Here is an 18583-nt window from a genome sequence, read left to right as displayed (position 1 = left end):
GGGTCCGCCGCGCGTCATGTGCAAGCTGCCATCCGGGCCACGCAGATGCCATAGGCAAGACGGCTGCTTTGCGGCCATCACGTGAATCGTTCAGGTTCAGCCAAGCGCCTATGTCAGACACGCGATCCGACGCGACCACCTTTGGTCAACTGTCCATAACGCGAGGCAAGAGGGCAGGTGATGCTGCTGTTCCGCCGGTCACCCACATGACCAAAACCGGCCAGATGAAACCTCAGCACGGTTAGAAACGATGGAAGAAAACGGGGATCGTCGTCCCCCGTTATACGTCCAGTTCGGCGGCATCGGCGAAGCGGGCGTTTTCCTGAATGAACTGAAAGCGCAGCTCGGGCTTCTTGCCCATCAGCCGCTCGACCAGATCGCCGGTTTCGCCGCCCTCATCCTCATCGATCGAGACGCGGATCAGCTTGCGCGTCAGAGGATTCATCGTGGTGTCCTTCAGGTCTTTGGCATCCATTTCGCCCAGACCCTTGAACCGCTGCACGTCGATCTTGCCCTTGCCCCCCAGACCCTTGGCAAGCATGAATTCCTTTTCTGCATCATCGGCGACATAGATGCGATGCGCGCCTTGGGTCAGGCGATACAAAGGCGGGCAGGCCAGATACAGATGCCCCTTGTCGATCAGCGGGCGCATCTGGGTAAAGAAAAACGTCATCAGCAGTGATGCGATATGCGCGCCGTCCACATCGGCGTCGGTCATGATGATGATCTTGTCGTAACGCAGGTCATCGACGTTGAAACGCGACCCCATGCCGACGCCAAGCGCTTGGCAAAGATCGTTGATTTCCTGGTTCTGACCCAATTTGGACGACGCCGCCCCCAACACGTTCAGGATCTTGCCACGCAGGGGCAGCAGCGCCTGCTTGTTTCTTTCGCGCGCCATCTTGGCCGAACCACCTGCCGAGTCGCCCTCGACGATGAAAAGCTCGGTCCCTTCGCGGTTGGTGGCCGAACAATCGACCAGCTTGCCGGGCAGGCGCAGCTTTTTCGTGGCGGTCTTGCGGGCGGTTTCCTTTTCCTGCCTGCGGCGCAGCCGTTCCTCGGCGCGCAGGACAAGGAAATCAAGGATCGCGCCCGCCGACTTGGTATCCGCTGCCAGCCAGTTGTCGAAATGGTCGCGCACGGCGCCTTCGACCAGGCGCGCGGCCTCGACCGTGGCAAGGCGGTCCTTGGTCTGACCGACGAATTCCGGTTCGCGGATAAAGCAACTGACCAGCGCACAGCCGCCGGTCACCAGATCGTCGCGCGTGATCTGCGCAGCTTTCTTGTTGTTGATCAGCTCGCCATAGCCGCGGATGCCCTTGAGGATCGCGGCCCAGAAGCCTGCTTCATGTGTGCCGCCTTCGGGGGTGGGCACGGTGTTGCAATAGGACTGGATGAAACCGTCACGCGACGGCGTCCAGTTGATCGCCCAATCGACCTTGCCCGGAACGTTGAACTTCTCCTTGAAATCCACATTGCCGGCAAAGGGGCGGTCGGCATAGGTGCTGGAATTGCCCAAGGTCTCGGTCAGGTAATCGGCCAGACCGCCGGGGAAATGAAATACCGCCTCGACCGGCGTTTCGCCGTCATCGATTTCCGATTTCCAGCGGATTTCCACGCCCGAGAACAGATAGGCCTTGGACTTGACCATCTTGATCAGCCGTGCCGGCTTGAAGCGGTGATGGCCGAAGATGTCTTCGTCGGCATGGAAGGTGACGGTGGTGCCGCGCCGGTTCGGGGCCGCGCCGATCTTGACGACCGGGCCAAGCGGCACCCCGCGCGAGAAACGCTGTTCGAACAATTCCTTGCTGCGCGCCACCTGCACGATCATCGTGTCCGACAGCGCATTCACGACCGATGCGCCGACGCCGTGCAAGCCGCCCGAGGTCTGGTAGGCATCGCCCGAGAACTTGCCGCCCGCATGTAGCGTGCAAAGGATCACCTCCAGCGCGGATTTGCCGGGGAATTTCGGGTGCGGGTCGATCGGAATGCCGCGCCCGTTGTCACGGATGACGACCGAATAATCGGCCATCAGCTCGACCTCGATGCGGTTGGCATGGCCCGCCACCGCTTCGTCCATCGAGTTGTCCAGAATTTCGGCGACAAGGTGATGCAGGGCGCGTTCGTCGGTGCCACCGATATACATACCGGGGCGCTTGCGGACGGGCTCCAACCCCTCCAGCACCTCGATCGAGGCCGCCGAATAGCTTTCGGTCGCGGTATCCGTGACGGGGAAAAGATCGTCGGCCATGCTCTGCTCGTCTTGTTCTTCTGATCCGGCGTTATCTCATGCCGGGGCAGGCCGGGGCAAGGGGAAGCGTTCGCACCCACGCCCGGCACTATGGATTGTGGCTTATTCCGGCTCGGCCAGACGCTCTTGCCACATTTTTGCGAATGCCGGGCGGGACTGGCAGCGTTCCAGCCACGCGCGGATGGCGGGGAATTGCGACATCAGTTCGTGATGCCCCTGCGCATAGCGGATGATTTCCGCCACGTTTATATCGGCCACGGTAAAGCGGTCGCCGACCATGTGGCTGTGCTGCGCCAGATGCTGGTCGATGACGCGCAGCGGCCGGATCAGGCGTTCGGCGGCGTTGGCGACCTGTGCCTGAACCTCGCCGGGTTGGGCCTGACCGGGCTTGTGCAGATACAGAACCTGCAGCGCGTCGGGTTCGATCGCGGTCGCGGCATATAGCGACCATTGCTGCATCAGCGCGTCTTCGGCGGCATTTTCCGGGGCCATCACGCCACCATGCTGGCGCGCGATATGCAGGTTGCAGGCCAGCGATTCCGTCAGCACAAGATCGCCGTCACGGATGACGGGGATCGCACCAGCAGGCGACAGCGCCAGAAACTCAGGCGAGCGTGTGTTCGGGGGCGCGTCGGGCGCGTCGGGATCGGGCAGGCGATAGGCTTGGATCACCGGGATCTGACGAAAGGGCAGGTCCAGCTCATGGCAAAGCCAAACAATGCGCGAGGCGCGCGAGCGAGTGACGCCGTGGATTTCAAGCATGATATTTCCCTAAAGCATTTCAGCAAGATAGCGCATCATATTTTCGCCCATGACCTTGGCGATCTGATCGTCGGACAGGCCCGCATCCATCAGTGCCTGCGTCAGCGACGACAGATGCGCCGCATCGAAGGGCGCATCGACCGAGCCGTCGTAATCCGAACCCAATGAGACGTGATCTTCCCCCACCAGAACAATCGCCGCCTGAATGGATTTCGCGATGTCAGCCGGGGTCGATCCGCAGTTCACATCGCTCCAATAGCCGATGCCGATCACGCCGCCCTTGGCCGCAATCGCCTTGACCAGATCGTCGCTTAGGTTGCGCGGGCTGGCGCATTGGCCGTGAATGCCGGTATGCGACAGGATCGGCCGCGTGCCGGGCATGGCCAGAACGTCGCGCACCATCTGCGGGCTGGCATGGGCCAGATCGATGATCATGCGGCGTTCCTGCATTTCGCGCACCACCTGCTGCCCGAATTCGCTAAGACCGGATGCCGTGCCGCCTTCGCCGTGCAGGCTGCCGCCCAATTCATTGTCAAAGAAATGCGTCAGCCCAATCAGGCGAAAGCCCGCGCCATATAGCACGCGCAGATTGGCCAGATCGCCCTCTAGGGGGTGGCCGCCTTCGGATCCAAGGATCGCGCCAACGGTTTTCGCGCCGCTGCGCCGGGCATCCAGCAATTCCTGCAAATCCTGGGCCGAGCGGATGATGCGCAACTGATCCGGCGCACGTTCGGCGGCGCGCTCAAGGGCTGCGGCCTGCACCAGCGCGCGTTCCTTGAGGCTGAACCAACTGGGGATCGGGCGAAGCTGGCCGATGAACAGCGGGGTGATGTTGTCCGGCGCCTCGGTCGAATTGTGGCTGTAATTCTGGCCGCGCGGGCTTTTCGTGACGGTGGTGAAGACCTGCACGGCCACATTGCCTTCGATCAGGCGCGGAATGTCGGTATGGCCGCGATCGACGCGCTTGAGCAGGTTGCGGTCCCACAGCAGCGCGTCGGAATGCCAGTCGCCGATCACCAGACGGTCGTGCAATGCCTGCGCTTCGGGGGTGACGGGCCAGCCCTCGGCGGGTCCGGTCATGTGGTTCAGACGCCGTTCCATGAAGGCGGGACCAAAGATCGCCACGATGGCGGCAGCCAGAATTGCCAATGTCAGGATCATCAGAAACAACCGTCGCAGAAACCGCATCCCGTCCCCCATGCTTTGCGCCGCAGGTTAGGCCAGTTCACCGCCCCGAGCGATGGGTTTTTGATGCAAATTCAACCGAAGAATGTGCTGAGGCCCGATCCTGCCGCCGTGATACAGCGCGCCTTCGTCATAAAAGCCGCCAGAAAGATAGATCGCGCGGGCGGCAGGGTTCACCACATTGACGGTCAGCACACAGGTCGGCGCGTCATAGCGCGCCGCCAGATAGGGGCGCAGGGCCGACATTGCCGCCTTGCCCGTGCCGCGCCCTTGTTCTGCCTGATCGATCATCATGCCGCGCAATCCGACCTCATCGGGGGTGGCAAAACCGTAGCGACTGGCAAAGGCAGGGTCGATCTTGAAGAAACCGACCACGCGATCGTCGCGCAGGACGATGTGGAAATCGCATTCCGGCTCATCCAGCGCGAAGTGATAGGGGATCGAGCCGCAGAACTGCTCTTGCTCGGGCGCGACCGAGATATGCGCCACCCGGTCGATTTCGTGGCGACCAAGCGGCGCAAGTGCGATCATGCCTCCATCGCCTCAAGCTCGTCGATCAGCTTTTCGATCATCGACAGGCCCTTGTCCCAGAATGCCGGGTCCGAGGCGTCAAGGCCAAAGGGTGCCAGCAATTCCTTGTGATGCTGCGAACCACCAGCCGAGAGGAGCGCGAAATACTTGTCCTGAAAATCGGGCAAACCGTCTTCATAGGCCGCGTAAAGCGCGTTCACCAACCCGTCGCCAAACGCATAGGCATAGACGTAGAAGGGCGAGTGGATGAAATGCGGGATATAAGTCCAGAAGGTCTCATAGCCCGGCATGAATTCGAACGCATCGCCAAGGCTTTCGCCCTGCACCGACATCCATAGCGCGTTGATGTCGTCGGGTGTCAGCTCACCCTGCGCACGGGCGGCGTGCAGCTTGCATTCAAAGTCGTAGAACGCGATCTGGCGCACCACCGTGTTGATCATGTCCTCGACCTTGCCGGCGATCAGCGCCTTGCGCTGCACGGGGTCCGAGGTCTTGGCCAGCAGCGCGCGGAAGGTCAGCATCTCGCCAAAGACGCTTGCCGTCTCGGCCAGCGTCAGCGGGGTCGAGGCCAGCAATTCCCCCTGTGCCGCTGCCAGACGCTGGTGGACGCCGTGGCCCAGTTCATGCGCCAGCGTCATCACGTCGCGCGGTTTGCCCAGATAGTTCAGCAGCACATAGGGATGGACGGTGGTGACGGTCGGATGGGCGAATGCGCCCGGAGCCTTGCCAGCTTTCACGCCAGCGTCGATCCAACCCTTGTCAAAGAACGGCTGCGCCAGTTCCGCCAGCTTGGGTGAGAACCCGGCATAGGCGTCCAGCACGGTCGCCTGCGCCTCGGGCCACGCGATCAGGCGCTGATCCTCGGTCGGCAGGGGGGCGTTGCGGTCCCAGACCTGCAGCTTGTCCAGACCCATCCACTTGGCCTTGAGCCGATAATAGCGATGGGACAGGCGCGGATAGGCGGCGGTGACGGCATTGCGCAGCGCCTCGACGACCTCGGGCTCGACATGGTTCGACAGGTGCCGCGCCGTCTGGGGCGTGGGCATTTTGCGCCATTTGTCCTCGATGGCCTTTTCCTTGGCCAGCGTGTTGGTGATGCGGGCAAACAGCTTGATGTTCTTGCCGAAGGTTTCGGCCAGCGCCTTGGCACCTGCCTCGCGCTTGCTTCGGTCATGATCCGACAGCAGGTTCAGCGTACCTTCGATGCCCGTCTCCTCGCCGTCGATGTCAAAGGTCAGACCGGCGGTGGTTTCGTCAAACAGTCGGTTCCACGCAGCGGCACCGACGACCGAATTGTCATGCAGGAAACGCTCAAGCTCATCGGAAAGCTGATAGGGGCGCAGGGCACGCATCCGGTCGAACACGGGTTTGTAGCGTGCCGGGCCAGCTTCGGCGCTGAACACCTCGGCGTAGCGGGCATCGGGAATGCGGTTGAATTCAAGGCTGAAGAACACAAGCTTGGTCGTGTCCTCGGTGATCTTGTCCTGCAGATCGCCCATGAACTTGGCGCGCGCGGCATCGGTGGTGTTCTGGTAATAGCGCAGCCCCGCATAGGACATGATGCGACCGGCCAGAATGTCGATTTCCTGATAACGTTCGATGCATTCCAGCATCTTGCTGGCTTCCAGCGCGGCCAGACGGCCTTCGTAATCGCGCGCGAACTGGGTGCAAGCCTTGCCTAGCGTAGCAAGGTCGGCCGCCAGATCGGGTGCGTCAGGGGCGGCGTAAAGGTCTGTCAGATCCCATTCGGGCAGATCGCCCAGATCGACGGCGGGCTTGCTGGCGGGCAGTGCGGAGTTGTCGTCGCGCAGGATTTCGCGGCGGTTCAAAAGGCGATTCGCGGGGGAGGTCGTCATGGTCATTCCTTTCGGTTGAGCCAGATTTGACCGTTTGGTCCGCGGGCTGCAACCCCATCAGGCCGGTTGGCTGTCGCGGAAATGGGCAACCGCGGCTTCAAGAAAAGCCTGACGGATGACGTCGCGTTCCATCATCGGTTCGTGTCGGCTGTCGGGAAGTTCCAGCAGGCGCGCGCCGGGCCATGCCGCGACACGGTGCCGGATGGCCTGCGGCGAGACGATCTTTTCCTGCCCGCCAAGCGCCACCAGCATGGGCAGGGGCGGCGACACGGCTTCGGCCAGACGGTCGCATTCCGCCAGTGCCGCGCGCAGCCAATGGTTGGTGACGCCGCCGATGCAGTTTTCCGGCCATGTCGCGGCCTCGGCCACCATCCTGCCCCAGCGCGGCCCGTCCGAAGTCAGCATGTTTTCCGCAAAGCTCATCTTCAGGACAAAGGGGTCGTAACCACCCGATCCGATGGCCGGGATGTCGCCGCGCCCGATTGCGCCCGCGCCTGCCGACAACCCGCGCGCCAGCCGCAGCACCATGGGCGACAGCTTCAGCCCCCACATCGGTGCCGAGAATACGGCGGTTTCGACCGGAAGACCGTCTAGCACCGCCGCAAGCCCGATGGCCCCGCCCATCGAATGGGCCAGCAGGTGCCAGGGCCGCGGCAGGTCCAGTTCCTGCGCTGCGACGACCAGCTCGATCACGTCAAGCTGGTAATCGGCAAAGCGCCCGACATGGCCGGGGCGGCGGTCGGGCAGCAGGCGGTCCGACATCCCCTGTCCGCGCCAGTCCATGGCGATCACATGAAAGCCCGCCGCGTTCAGGTCATCGGCGACAAGGCGATATTTCTCGATATATTCGGTGCGGCCGGGGAACAGCAGGACCGTGCCCGCAATTTCCGCCGCGCCGCTTGCCCAATGGGCGGCGCGCAGTTTCACGCCATCCTCGGCCTGCAGCCAAAAGGTGCGGGCCGAGGGCGGGGCATCACCCGGCAGCGTGTTGAACGGCGCGGGCGTCATGCCCGTTATCCCAGGATCGAACCCAGCTTCATGGCCGTGCCCATCGAGCCATCGACCTTGAGCTTGCCGGTCATGAACGCGGTGGTCGGGTTCACATCGCCCGACAGCAGCCCTTCGAAGGTTTCGCGGCTGGCGGTCAGGGTCACGTCCGCTTCGTCATCGGCAGCGCGCGCGCCGTTGACGTCGATATAGACGGCGCCTTCGCCTTCGATGACGAATTTGGCGGTGCCGTCAAAGCCCTTGGCTTTCGGGTCCAGCGCGGCCACGGCGGCGTCAACCACTTTGCTCATCTGAATTCTCCCCTGACTGTGTCTGGAAATGGGTTGGGTGGACAGTTACATAGTGCTTATGCGTTGGCCAGTCCCCCATTTCCACATTGCCGTAGCGGCAGGGTTATTCCTGGGGCCGATGACGCAGGTGTTATCCCCCGCTATCGCTGCTGCGCAGGAAATTCCGCCTGTTCCCAACGTGCTAAACGTGCAGGACAATGCGGCGCCCGAAGCTGCCCCTCCACCCGAGGGCGAAGCTGCCCCTGATGATTCGCCCGCCGTGCCGCTGGATGATCCGGTAACGACGCCCACTGAGCCGTCCGAGCCGACGGCGCAGGCCCGCCTGCGCGAGCGTGAGGATCTGGACGGCCTGTTCGCCGAACTGGCCCAGCCCGAAGGCGAAAGCTGGTCGCGCGCCGAAACCGATATTCTGCGGATATGGTCGCGTTCGGGCTCTGCCGCGATGGACATGCTTTACAAACGCGGCGAAGCGGCGCTGGACGCGGGCGATACCGGCAGTGCGATCGGCCATCTGACGGCGTTGACCGATCACGCCCCGGATTTTGCGGGCGGCTGGTATCTGCGCGGCGTGGCTTTTTATCTGGAAGGCGATTTCGGCCCTGCAATCGCCGATATGGCCGAAACCCTGAAGCTTGAGCCGCGCCATTTCGGCGCCTTGACCCAGCTGGGCGTCATGTTCGAAGAACTGGGCGACGACAAACGTGCGATGGATGCCTATCGCGCCAGCCTTAAGATCCACCCCCATCAGCAGGATGCGGCGGATGCCGTGACACGGCTGCAAGAAAAGAACGAAGGCACGGACGCCTGAAATGCAGGACAGATCAAGGGTTACGGCCGTCCTCGGCCCGACCAATACTGGCAAGACGCATTACGCGATCGAACGGATGCTGGCGCATCGCACCGGGGTCATCGGCCTGCCGCTGCGCCTGCTGGCGCGCGAGGTCTATGACCGCATCGTCAAGGCGCGCGGCCCCAGCGTCGTGGCCTTGGTCACGGGCGAAGAACGCATCATTCCCGACCGTGTGCAATATTGGGTCGCCACCACCGAAGCCATGCCCGAGGTCGGCGCGGATTTCGTCGCCATCGACGAAATCCAGCTTTGCGCCGATCCCGAACGCGGCCACGTCTTTACCGACCGCCTGCTGCATTCACGCGGCCTGCACGAGACGCTGTTTCTGGGCAGCGACACGATGCGCCCGGCCATCGCCGCGCTGGTGCCCGGCGTGCAATTCATGCGCCGCGAGCGGTTTTCCACGCTGTCCTGGGCGGGATCAAAGAAAATCAGCCGGATGCCGCCGCGTTCGGCCATCGTCAGCTTCTCGGTCGATGAGGTTTATGCCACCGCGGAACTGATCCGGCGGCAAAAGGGCGGCTGCGCCGTGGTCATGGGCGCACTGTCGCCGCGCACACGCAATGCGCAGGTCGCCATGTATCAGGCCGGAGAGGTGGATTATCTGGTCGCGACCGACGCCATCGGCATGGGCTTGAACCTTGATATTCGCCACGTCGCCTTTTCGGGGACGGAAAAATTCGACGGTCGCCGCTATCGTCCGCTGTTCCCGCATGAACTGGGCCAGATCGCCGGACGGGCAGGTCGGCACACCGAGCCGGGCACCTTCGGCGTCACCGGTGATGCCAGCCCCTTGGACGAGGGGCTGATCGAGGCGATCGAGAACCACCGCTTCCAGCCGATTTCCCGGCTGATGTGGCGCAATGCCAATCTGGAATACGGCACGGTGGATCGGTTGATCCAAAGCCTTGAGACCTCGCCCGAAAGCGAATGGCTGTCGCGTGGTCGCGAAGCGGATGATCTGCGCGCGCTGAAAGCGCTGGTCTCGATGCCCGAGATTCGGGACCGCGTGACCCACCCCAAGGATGTGCGGCTGCTTTGGGATGTGTGCCGGATTCCCGATTTCCGCTCGATCTCGCCTGCCGAACACTCGACGCTGCTGGCGCGCATCTATGGTTTCCTGCAAGATGGCTGTGTTCCGGGCGACTGGTTGGCGGGTCAGATCCAGCGGATCGACAAAGTGCAGGGCGATATCGACACTTTGTCGAAACGTTTGGCATATATACGCACTTGGACCTATGTGGCGCAGCGCACGGGTTGGGTTTCGGACGAAAGCCATTGGCGGGCAGAGACGCGCGCTGTAGAAGATCGCTTGTCGGATGCGCTGCATGCCGCATTGACGCAAAGATTCGTGGACCGGCGCACTTCTGTGCTTCTGCGCCGGCTCAAACAGAAGGAGAGCCTTTTGGCCGAGGTGAACGACAAGGGTGAAGTGACGGTCGAAGGCGAATTCGCCGGCCGTCTGGAGGGATTCCGCTTCCGCGCCGATCCGAATGCGACCGGGGACGAGGCGCGTATGCTGTCTCGCGCCGCCTACGAGGCGCTGAAACCCGAATTCCATCTGCGGGCCGACAGGTTCTATAACGCGCCTGATACCGAGCTGGACTTTACCGAGCAGGGCGGCCTGATGTGGGGCAGCTCGGCCGTGGGCAAGCTGGTGAAAGGCGCCGAGGCGCTGAAACCCGGCGTCGAGCCTTTCGTTGACGAAGAGGCAGGGCCGGACATCGCCGAAAAAGTGCGCCGCCGCCTGCAACACTTCATTGATCGTAAGGTTGCGACCGCATTCGAACCGCTGCTGGCGCTGAAGAACGACGAAACGCTGACGGGTCTGGCCCGCGGCTTCGCATTCCGTCTGGTCGAGGCGCTTGGCGTCATCCCCCGCGAAGGCGTGGCGAATGAGGTCAAGGAACTGGATCAGGATTCGCGCGGATTGCTGCGCAAGCATGGCGTTCGTTTCGGTCAGTTCACCATCTTCCAGCCCGCGCTGCTGAAGCCCGCGCCGACCCGGCTGCGGCTGGTGCTGTGGGGTCTGGATCAGGGTCTGGGCGAATTCCCGGAAAGCCCGCCGCCGGGTCTGGTGACGATTCCAAATCTGCCCGACGTGCCGAAAGGCTATTACACTCTGTCGGGCTATCACCCGGCGGGCGACCGCGCGATTCGCATCGACATGCTGGAACGTCTTGCCGACATGCTGCGCGGTCAGGACAGCCGCGCGGGCTTTGAGGCGACGCCGGACATGCTGTCGATCACCGGCATGACGCTGGAGCAGTTCTCGGGCCTGATGGAAGGTCTGGGCTATCGTGCCGAAAAGGCCGAGCGTCCGAAGGCGCGCGCCGAAGCGGTCGCTGCACCCGCACCCGCTGCCGAGGCTGGCGATGGTGAACACCCGCTGACCGAGGAAGAAAGCGTTCTGGCCGCCGAAACGCGCGCCAAATGGGAAGCCGAGCAAGCGGCCCGCAAGGCCGCCGAAGCCGAGGAAGGCGCTGCCCCCGAAGCCGAGGGCGAAGAATCTGCCCCCGAGGTTGAGGTGTTCTATACCTTCACCTGGGCACCGCGTCCGCGTGGCAACCGCCGTCCCGAACGTGGCGGCGATCAGCAGCGTGGCGAACGCAGCGGTGGTGGCGAACGTGCCGAACGCGGCCCGCGTCCGCAGGGCGAACGTGGCCCGCGCCGCGATCGCGATGCGCAAGGCGGGCAGCCTCAGGGCGAAGGCAAGCCGCGTTTCGAAGGCAAGCGTCGTGACGAAAACCGTGGCGAACGCGGCGAGCGTCAGGAACGCGGGCCGAAAGGCAAGCCGCGCCATGATGGCAAGGGTAAACCGCGCCACGAAAGCCCCAAAAGCTTCGAGGCACGTCCGCCCCGCGCAGAAAAGCCGATGGACCCGGATAGTCCCTTCGCAATTCTCGCCTCGCTCAAGAACAAGTCGTGAGCGAGGGGGGCGCAGCCGGCATCCGTCTGGATCGCTGGCTGCATCACGCCCGGCTGTTTCGCACCCGCACGCTTGCCGCGGATGCGATCAGCGCGGGCGGCATCCGCCTGAACGGCAATCCCTGTCGCAAGCCAGCCCAGAACGTGCGCGGCGGTGATACCGTCACCGTGTCGGCGCATGGCAGGGTCCGGGTCTTGCGCGTGGTCGATCTGGGCGAAAGACGTGGCCCCGCGACCGAGGCTGCGACGCTTTACGACGAACTGACGCACTGATTCTTGGATCATGCGGCGGTTGGGGCAGGAAAGCGTTTCGCCGAAGGCCAAAGATTTGGAACAAGCGTCCGCGTGGCTGGCCGGCTCATCGGATGCGCGTCTTTTCGATCCTGCCGGCCTTGATTGAGACCTCAGCCAAGCGTAACTAGCCGGCCAGGAAGCAGGAACTTTACCCATGACCTACGTAGTCACCGATAACTGCATCATGTGCAAATACACCGATTGCGTCGAGGTGTGTCCCGTGGATTGCTTCTACGAGGGCGAGAACACGCTGGTCATCCATCCCGACGAATGTATCGATTGCGGCGTTTGCGAACCGGAATGCCCGGCTGACGCGATCCGCCCCGATACCGAACCGGACATGGAGCAATGGGTCGAGTTCAACCGGAAATACTCGGAACAATGGCCGGTCATCACCCGGAAGAAAGATCCGATGCCCGGCTATCAAGAGATGGACGGGCAGACCGGCAAGCTTGAGAAATACTTTTCAGAAGCGCCGGGCGAGGGCGATTGATCCGCGCCATTTCGGGCAAGTGATTCGTGCAGTGCAGCAGGCGGATTTGCGCTTGCAGCACGGGGCTAACGTGCTGATCGCAAAATATTCCCCATTGCATGCAGGCCATGCAGCAATCGCATGGCATCTGCTTTGATTTCGGGCGAAAAATGTGATAGCTTCGTGACACAATACGTCCATAAGGCTGCATTTGCGGCCCTGTGATGAATGCTGCCCCTGTCCTGACCGACTGCCCGGCCCGGACGCAAGAACAAAAATGGTGGCCCATAAGGTCGGGTTTTAACCCGCCTTGGGGCTTTTTGCGCCCCGTAAAGGCGTCACTGTGAAGGAAGCTCTATGTCGAAAACCAAGAAGACCGAATTCCGTCCCGATGATTTCGTGGTCTATCCGACCCATGGCGTGGGGCGCATCGTTTCCATCGAGGAGCAGGAGATCGCGGGCCTGCGCCTTGAGATGTTCGTGATCTCGTTTGAGAAAGACAAGATGACTTTGCGCGTGCCGACCGCACGTGCGTCTGAAATCGGTATGCGTGGGCTTTCGACCCCCGATCTGGTGGACCGCGCGCTTGAGACGCTGAAGGGCAAAGCCCGCGTCAAGCGTGCCATGTGGTCGCGCCGTGCACAGGAATATGAGCAAAAGATCAATTCGGGCGATCTGATGTCGATTGCCGAGGTCGTGCGCGACCTGCATCGCAACGACGATCAGCGCGAGCAATCCTATTCCGAGCGTCAGCTTTACGAAGCGGCCCTTGACCGCCTGACCCGCGAAGTGGCGGCTGTCGGTGGCATGGACGAAACCGGTGCCCAGAAAAAGGTCGATGCGGCCCTGGTGAACCGCGCGGCCTGACTGGGCGGCAGTCTTAGCGATGATCGGGCGCCCATAGTGGCGCCCTTTTTCATGGCTGCGATCAGCATGGCCCGAAGATGAAGACGCCCCGGTCGCGTATCTGCGGCCGGGGCGTTTTCGTGGCGTCGGACGGGTCCGGGATCAGTCGTCGTCCGAATCCGGCACATCGGCGATTTCGTCCAGCGAAACATCGCCGTCATCATCGTCATCATCCAGCAGATCGTCGTCCAGATCACCGCCATCGGTGTCCTGATCCAGATCCTCGTCATCGACCAGATCGTTCTGATCGTCGTCACGCGCTGCCGTCTTTTCCGAGATCAGCGAGCGCGAACGACCGTTGGTCAGGCTTTCCAGCGTGAACTGATTGCCGCAAGCCGGGCAGGTCATCGGGTCGTTCGTCAGGTCGTAGAAGCGGGTCGCGCAATGGGGGCACAGGCGCTTGGTGCCCCATTCCTCTTTGGGCATGGTCTTCTCTTTCCGCCACAGTTAGATAAATCCGCTGACCCCTGCCACAGGTGGCGGGGGCTGTCAAAGCCTTTTCCCCTTGCGGGCAAGGCGCGGTCGGGCCGAATAGTTAGGCGATGACGGGGGCGGGTTCAAGACGCATGAGCGTGGAAAGCATTCTGGTCGATGGCGACATTCCGGTGCGGTTGCGTCGTTCGGGGCGCGCGCGCCGCATGGTCCTTCGCGTGACGCGGGCCGAAGGGCAGGTGGTGCTGACCCTGCCGCTGCGCGCCAGCCTGAGCGAGGGGCGCGCTTTTGCCGAATCTCGGGTGGAATGGCTGCGCCGGATGCGGGCTGCGATGCCGCCGCCCAGCGTCGTTGCCCATGGCGTCCTGCTGCCGGTCGAAGGTCGGCTTTTGCGCGTCACCTCTGCTGCCCTGCGCGCCACTCGGGTCGAGGGGGATGCGCTGCTGGTCCCGCAATCCCGGCCCGTGGGGACGGTGGTGCAGACATGGCTGCGTCAGCTGGCCCATGCGCGCCTGGTGGCCGCCTGCGACCGCCACGCCGCAGGTCTGGGGCGCAGCTTTGCGGCGATCAGCCTGCGCGACACGCGCTCGCGCTGGGGCAGTTGCACGCATGACGGCAAGCTGATGTTTTCGTGGCGGCTGGCAATGGCCCCGCCCGAGGTGCTGGATTACGTCGCCGCGCATGAAGTCGCGCATCTGGCACATATGGACCACTCCGCCGCTTTCTGGGCCGCGACAGGGCGGCTGGTGCCTGAATACCAGCGCCACCGCGCATGGCTGAAGCAGCACGGGCATGAACTGATGGCGTGGCGGTTCCGCGAAATGACGGATTGACGACAGCGGGTTTTGTGATCACAGAGACGGGATGAACATTGCATCCCCCCGCACCACCGAAGCTCCCGCGCATGAACGGCTTTATCGTCATCTGCGCGGGCGGATCATGCTGGGCGAACTGCCCCCCGGACAGGCGCTGACGCTGCGTGGGCTTGCCACCGAACATCGCGTCTCGATGACCCCCGCGCGCGAGGCAGTGCGCCGCCTTGCCGCCGAGGGTGCGCTTACCGTGTCGTCGTCGGGACGCATCACCACCCCGGAACTGTCGGTCGAACGGATCGAGGAACTGGCCGCGCTGCGTGCCTTGATCGAGCCGGAACTGGCTACCCGCGCACTGCCCCGTGCCCATCAGGCGCTGATCGAACGTCTGGCGCTGATCAACGCCTCGATCGGCGAGGCGGCCGAGGCGCATGACGCCGTCGCCTATATCCGCACCAATCTGGAATTTCACCGCACGCTGTATCTTCGCGCGCAGGCCCCCGCGATGCTGGCGATTCTGGAAACCGTCTGGTTGCAGCTTGGCCCGACCATGCGCGCGCTTTACGGTCGCGTAAAGCGGCAGGAGCCGCCGCGCCATCACCGTATGATCCTTGCCTCGTTGCGGGCGGGGGATGAGCCGGGGCTGCGGCTGGCGGTCAGGGCAGATGTGACGCATGGGCTACGGCATCTGGCCCAAGGCTAAGGCCCGCGACTGGCGCGGGCCTTAGGTGTCTTAGACTTCTTCGATGCGCAGTTCGACCGGCTCGCCTGCGATGACGCCGGTGCGGGGCAGTTCCGCGATGGCGTGGTCTATGGCCTCGGGCGTGGTCTTGTGCGTAACGATCAGGACCGGCGCGATGCCTTGCGTCTGCTGATGGCCATATTGCCGCATCCGGTCGATCGAGATGCCGGAATCGCCCAACACCGTCGCGACCTTGGCCAATGCGCCCGGTTTGTCGGTCAGTTGCAGGCGGATGTAATAGGCGGCGGGCACAGCGGTCCGCGCGGCCTGCGCCTGCATCAGTTCCGTCGCGGGCTGGCCAAAGCTGGGCATCCGCACGCCGCGGGCGATTTCCACGATGTCGGACATGACGGCGCTGGCGGTCGGGCCTTCGCCCGCACCTGCGCCGCGCAGCACGATCTGGCCGACCGAGTCGCCCTCGATCACCACCATGTTCGTGCCGCCCTGCAACTGCCCAAGCGGGCTGTCGGCAGGCACCAGACAGGGCGACATGCGCTGTTCCAGGCCCCGGCCCGTCATCTGCGCGACGCCCAGCAGCTTGATGCGGTAACCCATATCGGCGGCGCGGCGGATGTCGTCGATGCTGACCCGCTCGATCCCCTCAATCTCAACGGCATCAAAGGCAGGCCGCGTGCCGAATGCGATCGAGGACAGGATGGCCAGCTTGTGGCTAGCGTCGATGCCGCCCACGTCCAGCGTCGGGTCCGCCTCCAGATAGCCAAGCTGGCGGGCTTCCTCGAAGACGGTTTCATAGGGCAGGCCCGCGCTTTCCATGCGGGTCAGGATATAGTTGCAGGTGCCGTTCATCACGCCCATGACGCGGCGAATCTCATTCCCGGCCAGCGACTCGGTCATCGCCTTGATGACGGGAATGCCGCCTGCGACTGCGGCTTCGAAACGCAGCACGCAGCCATTGGCCTCGGCCAACTCGGCCAGTTCCTGACCATGGATCGCCAGCAGTGCCTTGTTCGCTGTCACGACATCCTTGCCCGCCTTCAGCGCGGCAGTCACGGCTTCGCGGGCGATACCTTCATCGCCGCCGACCAGTTCCACGAACACGTCGATATCGTCGCGCACGGCCAGCGCCCGCGCATCCTGTTCCCAGCCATAGGCCGACAGGTCCATGTCGCGGTTCTTCATCTTGTCACGGGCGCTGACGGCGGTGATGGTGACAGGCCGCCCGGCGCGCATCGAAAGCGTCGCCGCGTGTTTCTGGATGATCTTGACGGTGCCGGTGCCGACCGTCCCAAGGCCAGCGATGCCGAGACGAAGCGGAGAGGCGTCTTGCCCCTTATTCTGGGCGTTCATGTGAAGCTCATTCTTATGCGTCAAGGCGTGTTAGCGGATGCCGGTCTGCGTTGCAACGCGGCTTAGGCCTGATCGTCGCCCGCCCAATAGCCCTGAATGCCGGTGGCGCGCATGACGCCGATGACGCGCTGCCCGATTTCGACCGTTTCACGCAGGATCGCCTGCAGATCGCCAATGCTCAGCGCATGGTCGAAAGGCTCGCCGCGCGTGTTGACGAATGCAGGATGCCACAGCTCCTTATCGGCAGTGGGACGCCATGAGGCGTGGCACAGGTGGTTGCGGTGCCGTTTGACCATATGCAGCTGATCGGTAATGGCGTCGCGGTCGCCCAGACCGGGATGTCGGCGTATCGAGCTGTCCAGCCGTTCGATCAGCGTGCCCATGGAATCGTCGGCGATCGTGCCCATGCGCAGCAACCAGACCTGCAATTCCTGCGGTGTCAGATCATCGGCCAACCGCGCACGATCCAGCGCGAAAATCGCACGCTTCAGGATTTCCTCCAGCCAGCCGAAACTGGCCACGCATTGCCCCAGCATCGCCGCGAAATCGGTGGGCAGGTCGTAATGCGTCTCGGGTGGGGGGCCTATTCGCGCCACAGGTCTTTGACCCATGGCACCGGGCGCAGATAATGGCGCAGATGCTTGCCAAGGCTTTCACGCCGCCGCCCGTCAAAGGTCGCGCGCAGGTGATCCATGGGCGCGCGATGGGTATCCTTTTCGTCCCAGCGCCCCTCGATCGCATCGGGCGGATTCAGGTTGCCCGGAAAGATCACGATCTTGGTGCCATCGGGAATGCGCGCGTCGCGGAAATAGTTAAAAGGGAAATTCGGCACGCAATGCATCCGGAAATGTGCCAGCCACCCCTTGGGCCAGAACTTGACGCCGCCGGGGGCATTGCGGGTGACGAAACGCTGTTCGTATTTGAACTTGTCCGCCGCGCCCTGCGGATCGGCGCGGAAAATATTCTGCAAAGGCTTCAGCTTGCCGACCCGCATCCGATAGACCGAGGTCTGGCCCATCTTCTCCAGCGGCGTATTCGGGTTCAGACCGACATAAGTATCGTCCGGGTCGCCCAGCGTAAAGAAATCGTCAAGGCTGCCGGTCACGATCACATCCAGATCCAGAAACAGCACCACGCCCGTCACATCGCCCAGATCACCCCAAAGCCGGGATTTGGGCCATTTGCCCTTGGTGCGCTGCGGGGCCTGATATTCGAACTCGGGCAGAGGGCGAACGGCGATGTCGGGATGCAGCCCCGCGCCGTCATCGGTAAAGCAAAACAGCCGGAACGGCGGTGTGATGTTGCGCGCCACCATTCCATGCAGCCGGTTCACGAATTCCGGCCCGAATTTCGTGCCCCATTTGATGCAGATGATCTGCTTGATCGTGCCGTTGCGCCCGTCGTTCATGCCGTCCTCGTCTTTTGGCGCAAGACTGTCACGCGGCCCTGCCGGTGACAAGGCTCACAGGGTCTTCTGCAGCAGCACCAGATCCAGCCAGCGCTCGAACTTGCGCCCCGATTGCGGCAACAGACCCACGCGCTGAAAGCCGATAGCCTCATGAAACGCGATGCCGCCGCCGTTTTCCGAGGCGACTGCCGCGACCATCGTATGCGCCCCCGCATTCCGTGCATGGACGCAGATCGCGTCCATCAGCACCCGGCCTGTGCCCTTGCCGCGCGCCGCAGGGGCCAGCAACACGGTATGCTCCATCGCGTGACGATAGCCGTTTCCGCCCCGAAACTGGTCATATGTGGCAATGCCCAGAATCTCGCCTGCATGCTCTGCCACCAGCATCTCGCGCCCGGCGGCGCGGCGCGTGTCGATCATCGCGCCAAGGCTTTCGACCGTGCGCTCCTCGCTGGAGAATATGATCGTCGTCTCGCGGATGATCGGGTTCCAGAATTCCAGAATGGCCGGAATATCAGCGGGTGCGGCAGGGCGGATCAGCATGGTGG

The 18583-nt window shown here is 63.1% G+C and carries 19 protein-coding genes; 7 read left to right on the top strand and 12 right to left on the bottom strand.

Annotated elements, in window-relative coordinates:
* Positions 1-280: 280 nt before the first annotated feature.
* The 7 genes from parE to FN835_RS05960 form a co-directional block, all read right to left on the bottom strand.
* Positions 281-2251: a DNA topoisomerase IV subunit B gene (parE, locus tag FN835_RS05990; RefSeq protein WP_142662303.1), complete on the bottom strand. Its 1971-nt coding sequence runs from the start codon at positions 2249-2251 to the stop codon at positions 281-283.
* A gap of 102 nt (positions 2252-2353) precedes the next feature.
* Positions 2354-3013, bottom strand: a complete 660-nt coding sequence (locus FN835_RS05985; protein WP_142662302.1) for a glutathione S-transferase family protein — start codon at positions 3011-3013, stop codon at positions 2354-2356.
* Positions 3014-3022: 9 nt separating this feature from the next.
* On the bottom strand, positions 3023-4201 hold the full coding sequence (locus FN835_RS05980) for a dipeptidase (protein WP_142662301.1): 1179 nt from the start codon (positions 4199-4201) through the stop codon (positions 3023-3025).
* Between the two features lie 27 nt (positions 4202-4228).
* The gene (locus tag FN835_RS05975) at positions 4229-4729 is read right to left on the bottom strand and encodes a GNAT family N-acetyltransferase (RefSeq protein ID WP_142662300.1); all 501 of its coding nucleotides are present in this window, start codon (positions 4727-4729) and stop codon (positions 4229-4231) included.
* On the bottom strand, positions 4726-6585 hold the full coding sequence (locus FN835_RS05970; RefSeq protein WP_142662299.1) for a M3 family oligoendopeptidase: 1860 nt from the start codon (positions 6583-6585) through the stop codon (positions 4726-4728). Before FN835_RS05970 ends, FN835_RS05975 begins: the two co-directional genes overlap by 4 nt.
* Positions 6586-6642: 57 nt before the next feature.
* Positions 6643-7593 carry an alpha/beta fold hydrolase gene (locus FN835_RS05965; RefSeq protein ID WP_142662298.1) on the bottom strand — a complete coding sequence of 317 codons (951 nt, stop codon included), beginning with the start codon at positions 7591-7593 and terminating at the stop codon, positions 6643-6645.
* Between the two features lie 5 nt (positions 7594-7598).
* Positions 7599-7883, bottom strand: a complete 285-nt coding sequence (locus tag FN835_RS05960) for an SCP2 sterol-binding domain-containing protein (protein ID WP_142662297.1) — start codon at positions 7881-7883, stop codon at positions 7599-7601.
* A 187-nt stretch (positions 7884-8070) separates the two neighbouring features.
* Here FN835_RS05960 and FN835_RS05955 point away from each other — a divergent pair, with 187 nt between their 5' ends.
* The 5 genes from FN835_RS05955 (at position 8071) to FN835_RS05935 (ending at position 13294) form a co-directional block, all read left to right on the top strand.
* A complete protein-coding gene (locus FN835_RS05955) occupies positions 8071-8691 on the top strand; it encodes a tetratricopeptide repeat protein (protein WP_246098660.1) in 621 nt (206 codons plus the stop codon).
* A 1-nt stretch (position 8692) separates the two neighbouring features.
* Complete coding sequence (locus FN835_RS05950) at positions 8693-11662, top strand: helicase-related protein (protein WP_142662295.1); 2970 nt, start codon at positions 8693-8695, stop codon at positions 11660-11662.
* Positions 11659-11934, top strand: a complete 276-nt coding sequence (locus FN835_RS05945; protein WP_142662294.1) for an RNA-binding S4 domain-containing protein — start codon at positions 11659-11661, stop codon at positions 11932-11934. The genes FN835_RS05950 and FN835_RS05945 overlap by 4 nt, the downstream gene beginning before the upstream one ends.
* A 175-nt stretch (positions 11935-12109) precedes the next feature.
* Positions 12110-12448 (top strand): ferredoxin FdxA, encoded by a 339-nt coding sequence (gene fdxA / locus FN835_RS05940; RefSeq protein WP_142662293.1) that lies wholly within the window; start codon positions 12110-12112, stop codon positions 12446-12448.
* A gap of 336 nt (positions 12449-12784) precedes the next feature.
* Positions 12785-13294 carry a CarD family transcriptional regulator gene (locus tag FN835_RS05935; protein ID WP_142662292.1) on the top strand — a complete coding sequence of 170 codons (510 nt, stop codon included), beginning with the start codon at positions 12785-12787 and terminating at the stop codon, positions 13292-13294.
* 141 nt (positions 13295-13435) lie between these two features.
* On the opposite strand, the gene FN835_RS05930 is transcribed toward FN835_RS05935, so the two are convergent.
* Complete coding sequence (locus FN835_RS05930; RefSeq protein ID WP_142662291.1) at positions 13436-13759, bottom strand: FYDLN acid domain-containing protein; 324 nt, start codon at positions 13757-13759, stop codon at positions 13436-13438.
* A 140-nt stretch (positions 13760-13899) separates the two neighbouring features.
* Between FN835_RS05930 and FN835_RS05925 the strand changes: the two genes are divergently transcribed.
* Both FN835_RS05925 and FN835_RS05920 read left to right on the top strand, forming a co-directional pair.
* Positions 13900-14598, top strand: a complete 699-nt coding sequence (locus FN835_RS05925) for a M48 family metallopeptidase (protein WP_185958601.1) — start codon at positions 13900-13902, stop codon at positions 14596-14598.
* A 31-nt stretch (positions 14599-14629) separates the two neighbouring features.
* Positions 14630-15280: a GntR family transcriptional regulator gene (locus FN835_RS05920; protein WP_142662290.1), complete on the top strand. Its 651-nt coding sequence runs from the start codon at positions 14630-14632 to the stop codon at positions 15278-15280.
* Between the two features lie 30 nt (positions 15281-15310).
* Here the strand turns inward: FN835_RS05920 and FN835_RS05915 are convergent, their stop codons facing one another.
* The 4 genes from FN835_RS05915 to FN835_RS05900 form a co-directional block, all read right to left on the bottom strand.
* Positions 15311-16627 (bottom strand): homoserine dehydrogenase, encoded by a 1317-nt coding sequence (locus tag FN835_RS05915; protein ID WP_142662289.1) that lies wholly within the window; start codon positions 16625-16627, stop codon positions 15311-15313.
* 62 nt (positions 16628-16689) lie between these two features.
* The gene (locus FN835_RS05910; RefSeq protein ID WP_142662288.1) at positions 16690-17223 is read right to left on the bottom strand and encodes a hypothetical protein; all 534 of its coding nucleotides are present in this window, start codon (positions 17221-17223) and stop codon (positions 16690-16692) included.
* Positions 17211-18035 carry a glycosyl transferase gene (locus tag FN835_RS05905; protein WP_142662287.1) on the bottom strand — a complete coding sequence of 275 codons (825 nt, stop codon included), beginning with the start codon at positions 18033-18035 and terminating at the stop codon, positions 17211-17213. The genes FN835_RS05910 and FN835_RS05905 overlap by 13 nt, the downstream gene beginning before the upstream one ends.
* A 54-nt stretch (positions 18036-18089) precedes the next feature.
* Positions 18090-18578 (bottom strand): GNAT family N-acetyltransferase, encoded by a 489-nt coding sequence (locus tag FN835_RS05900; RefSeq protein ID WP_142662286.1) that lies wholly within the window; start codon positions 18576-18578, stop codon positions 18090-18092.
* Positions 18579-18583: the final 5 nt, after the last annotated feature.

The organism is Paracoccus laeviglucosivorans, from assembly GCF_900182695.1.
Taxonomy (GTDB): domain Bacteria; phylum Pseudomonadota; class Alphaproteobacteria; order Rhodobacterales; family Rhodobacteraceae; genus Paracoccus; species Paracoccus laeviglucosivorans.
This window is presented reverse-complemented; position numbering and strand designations above follow the sequence as displayed.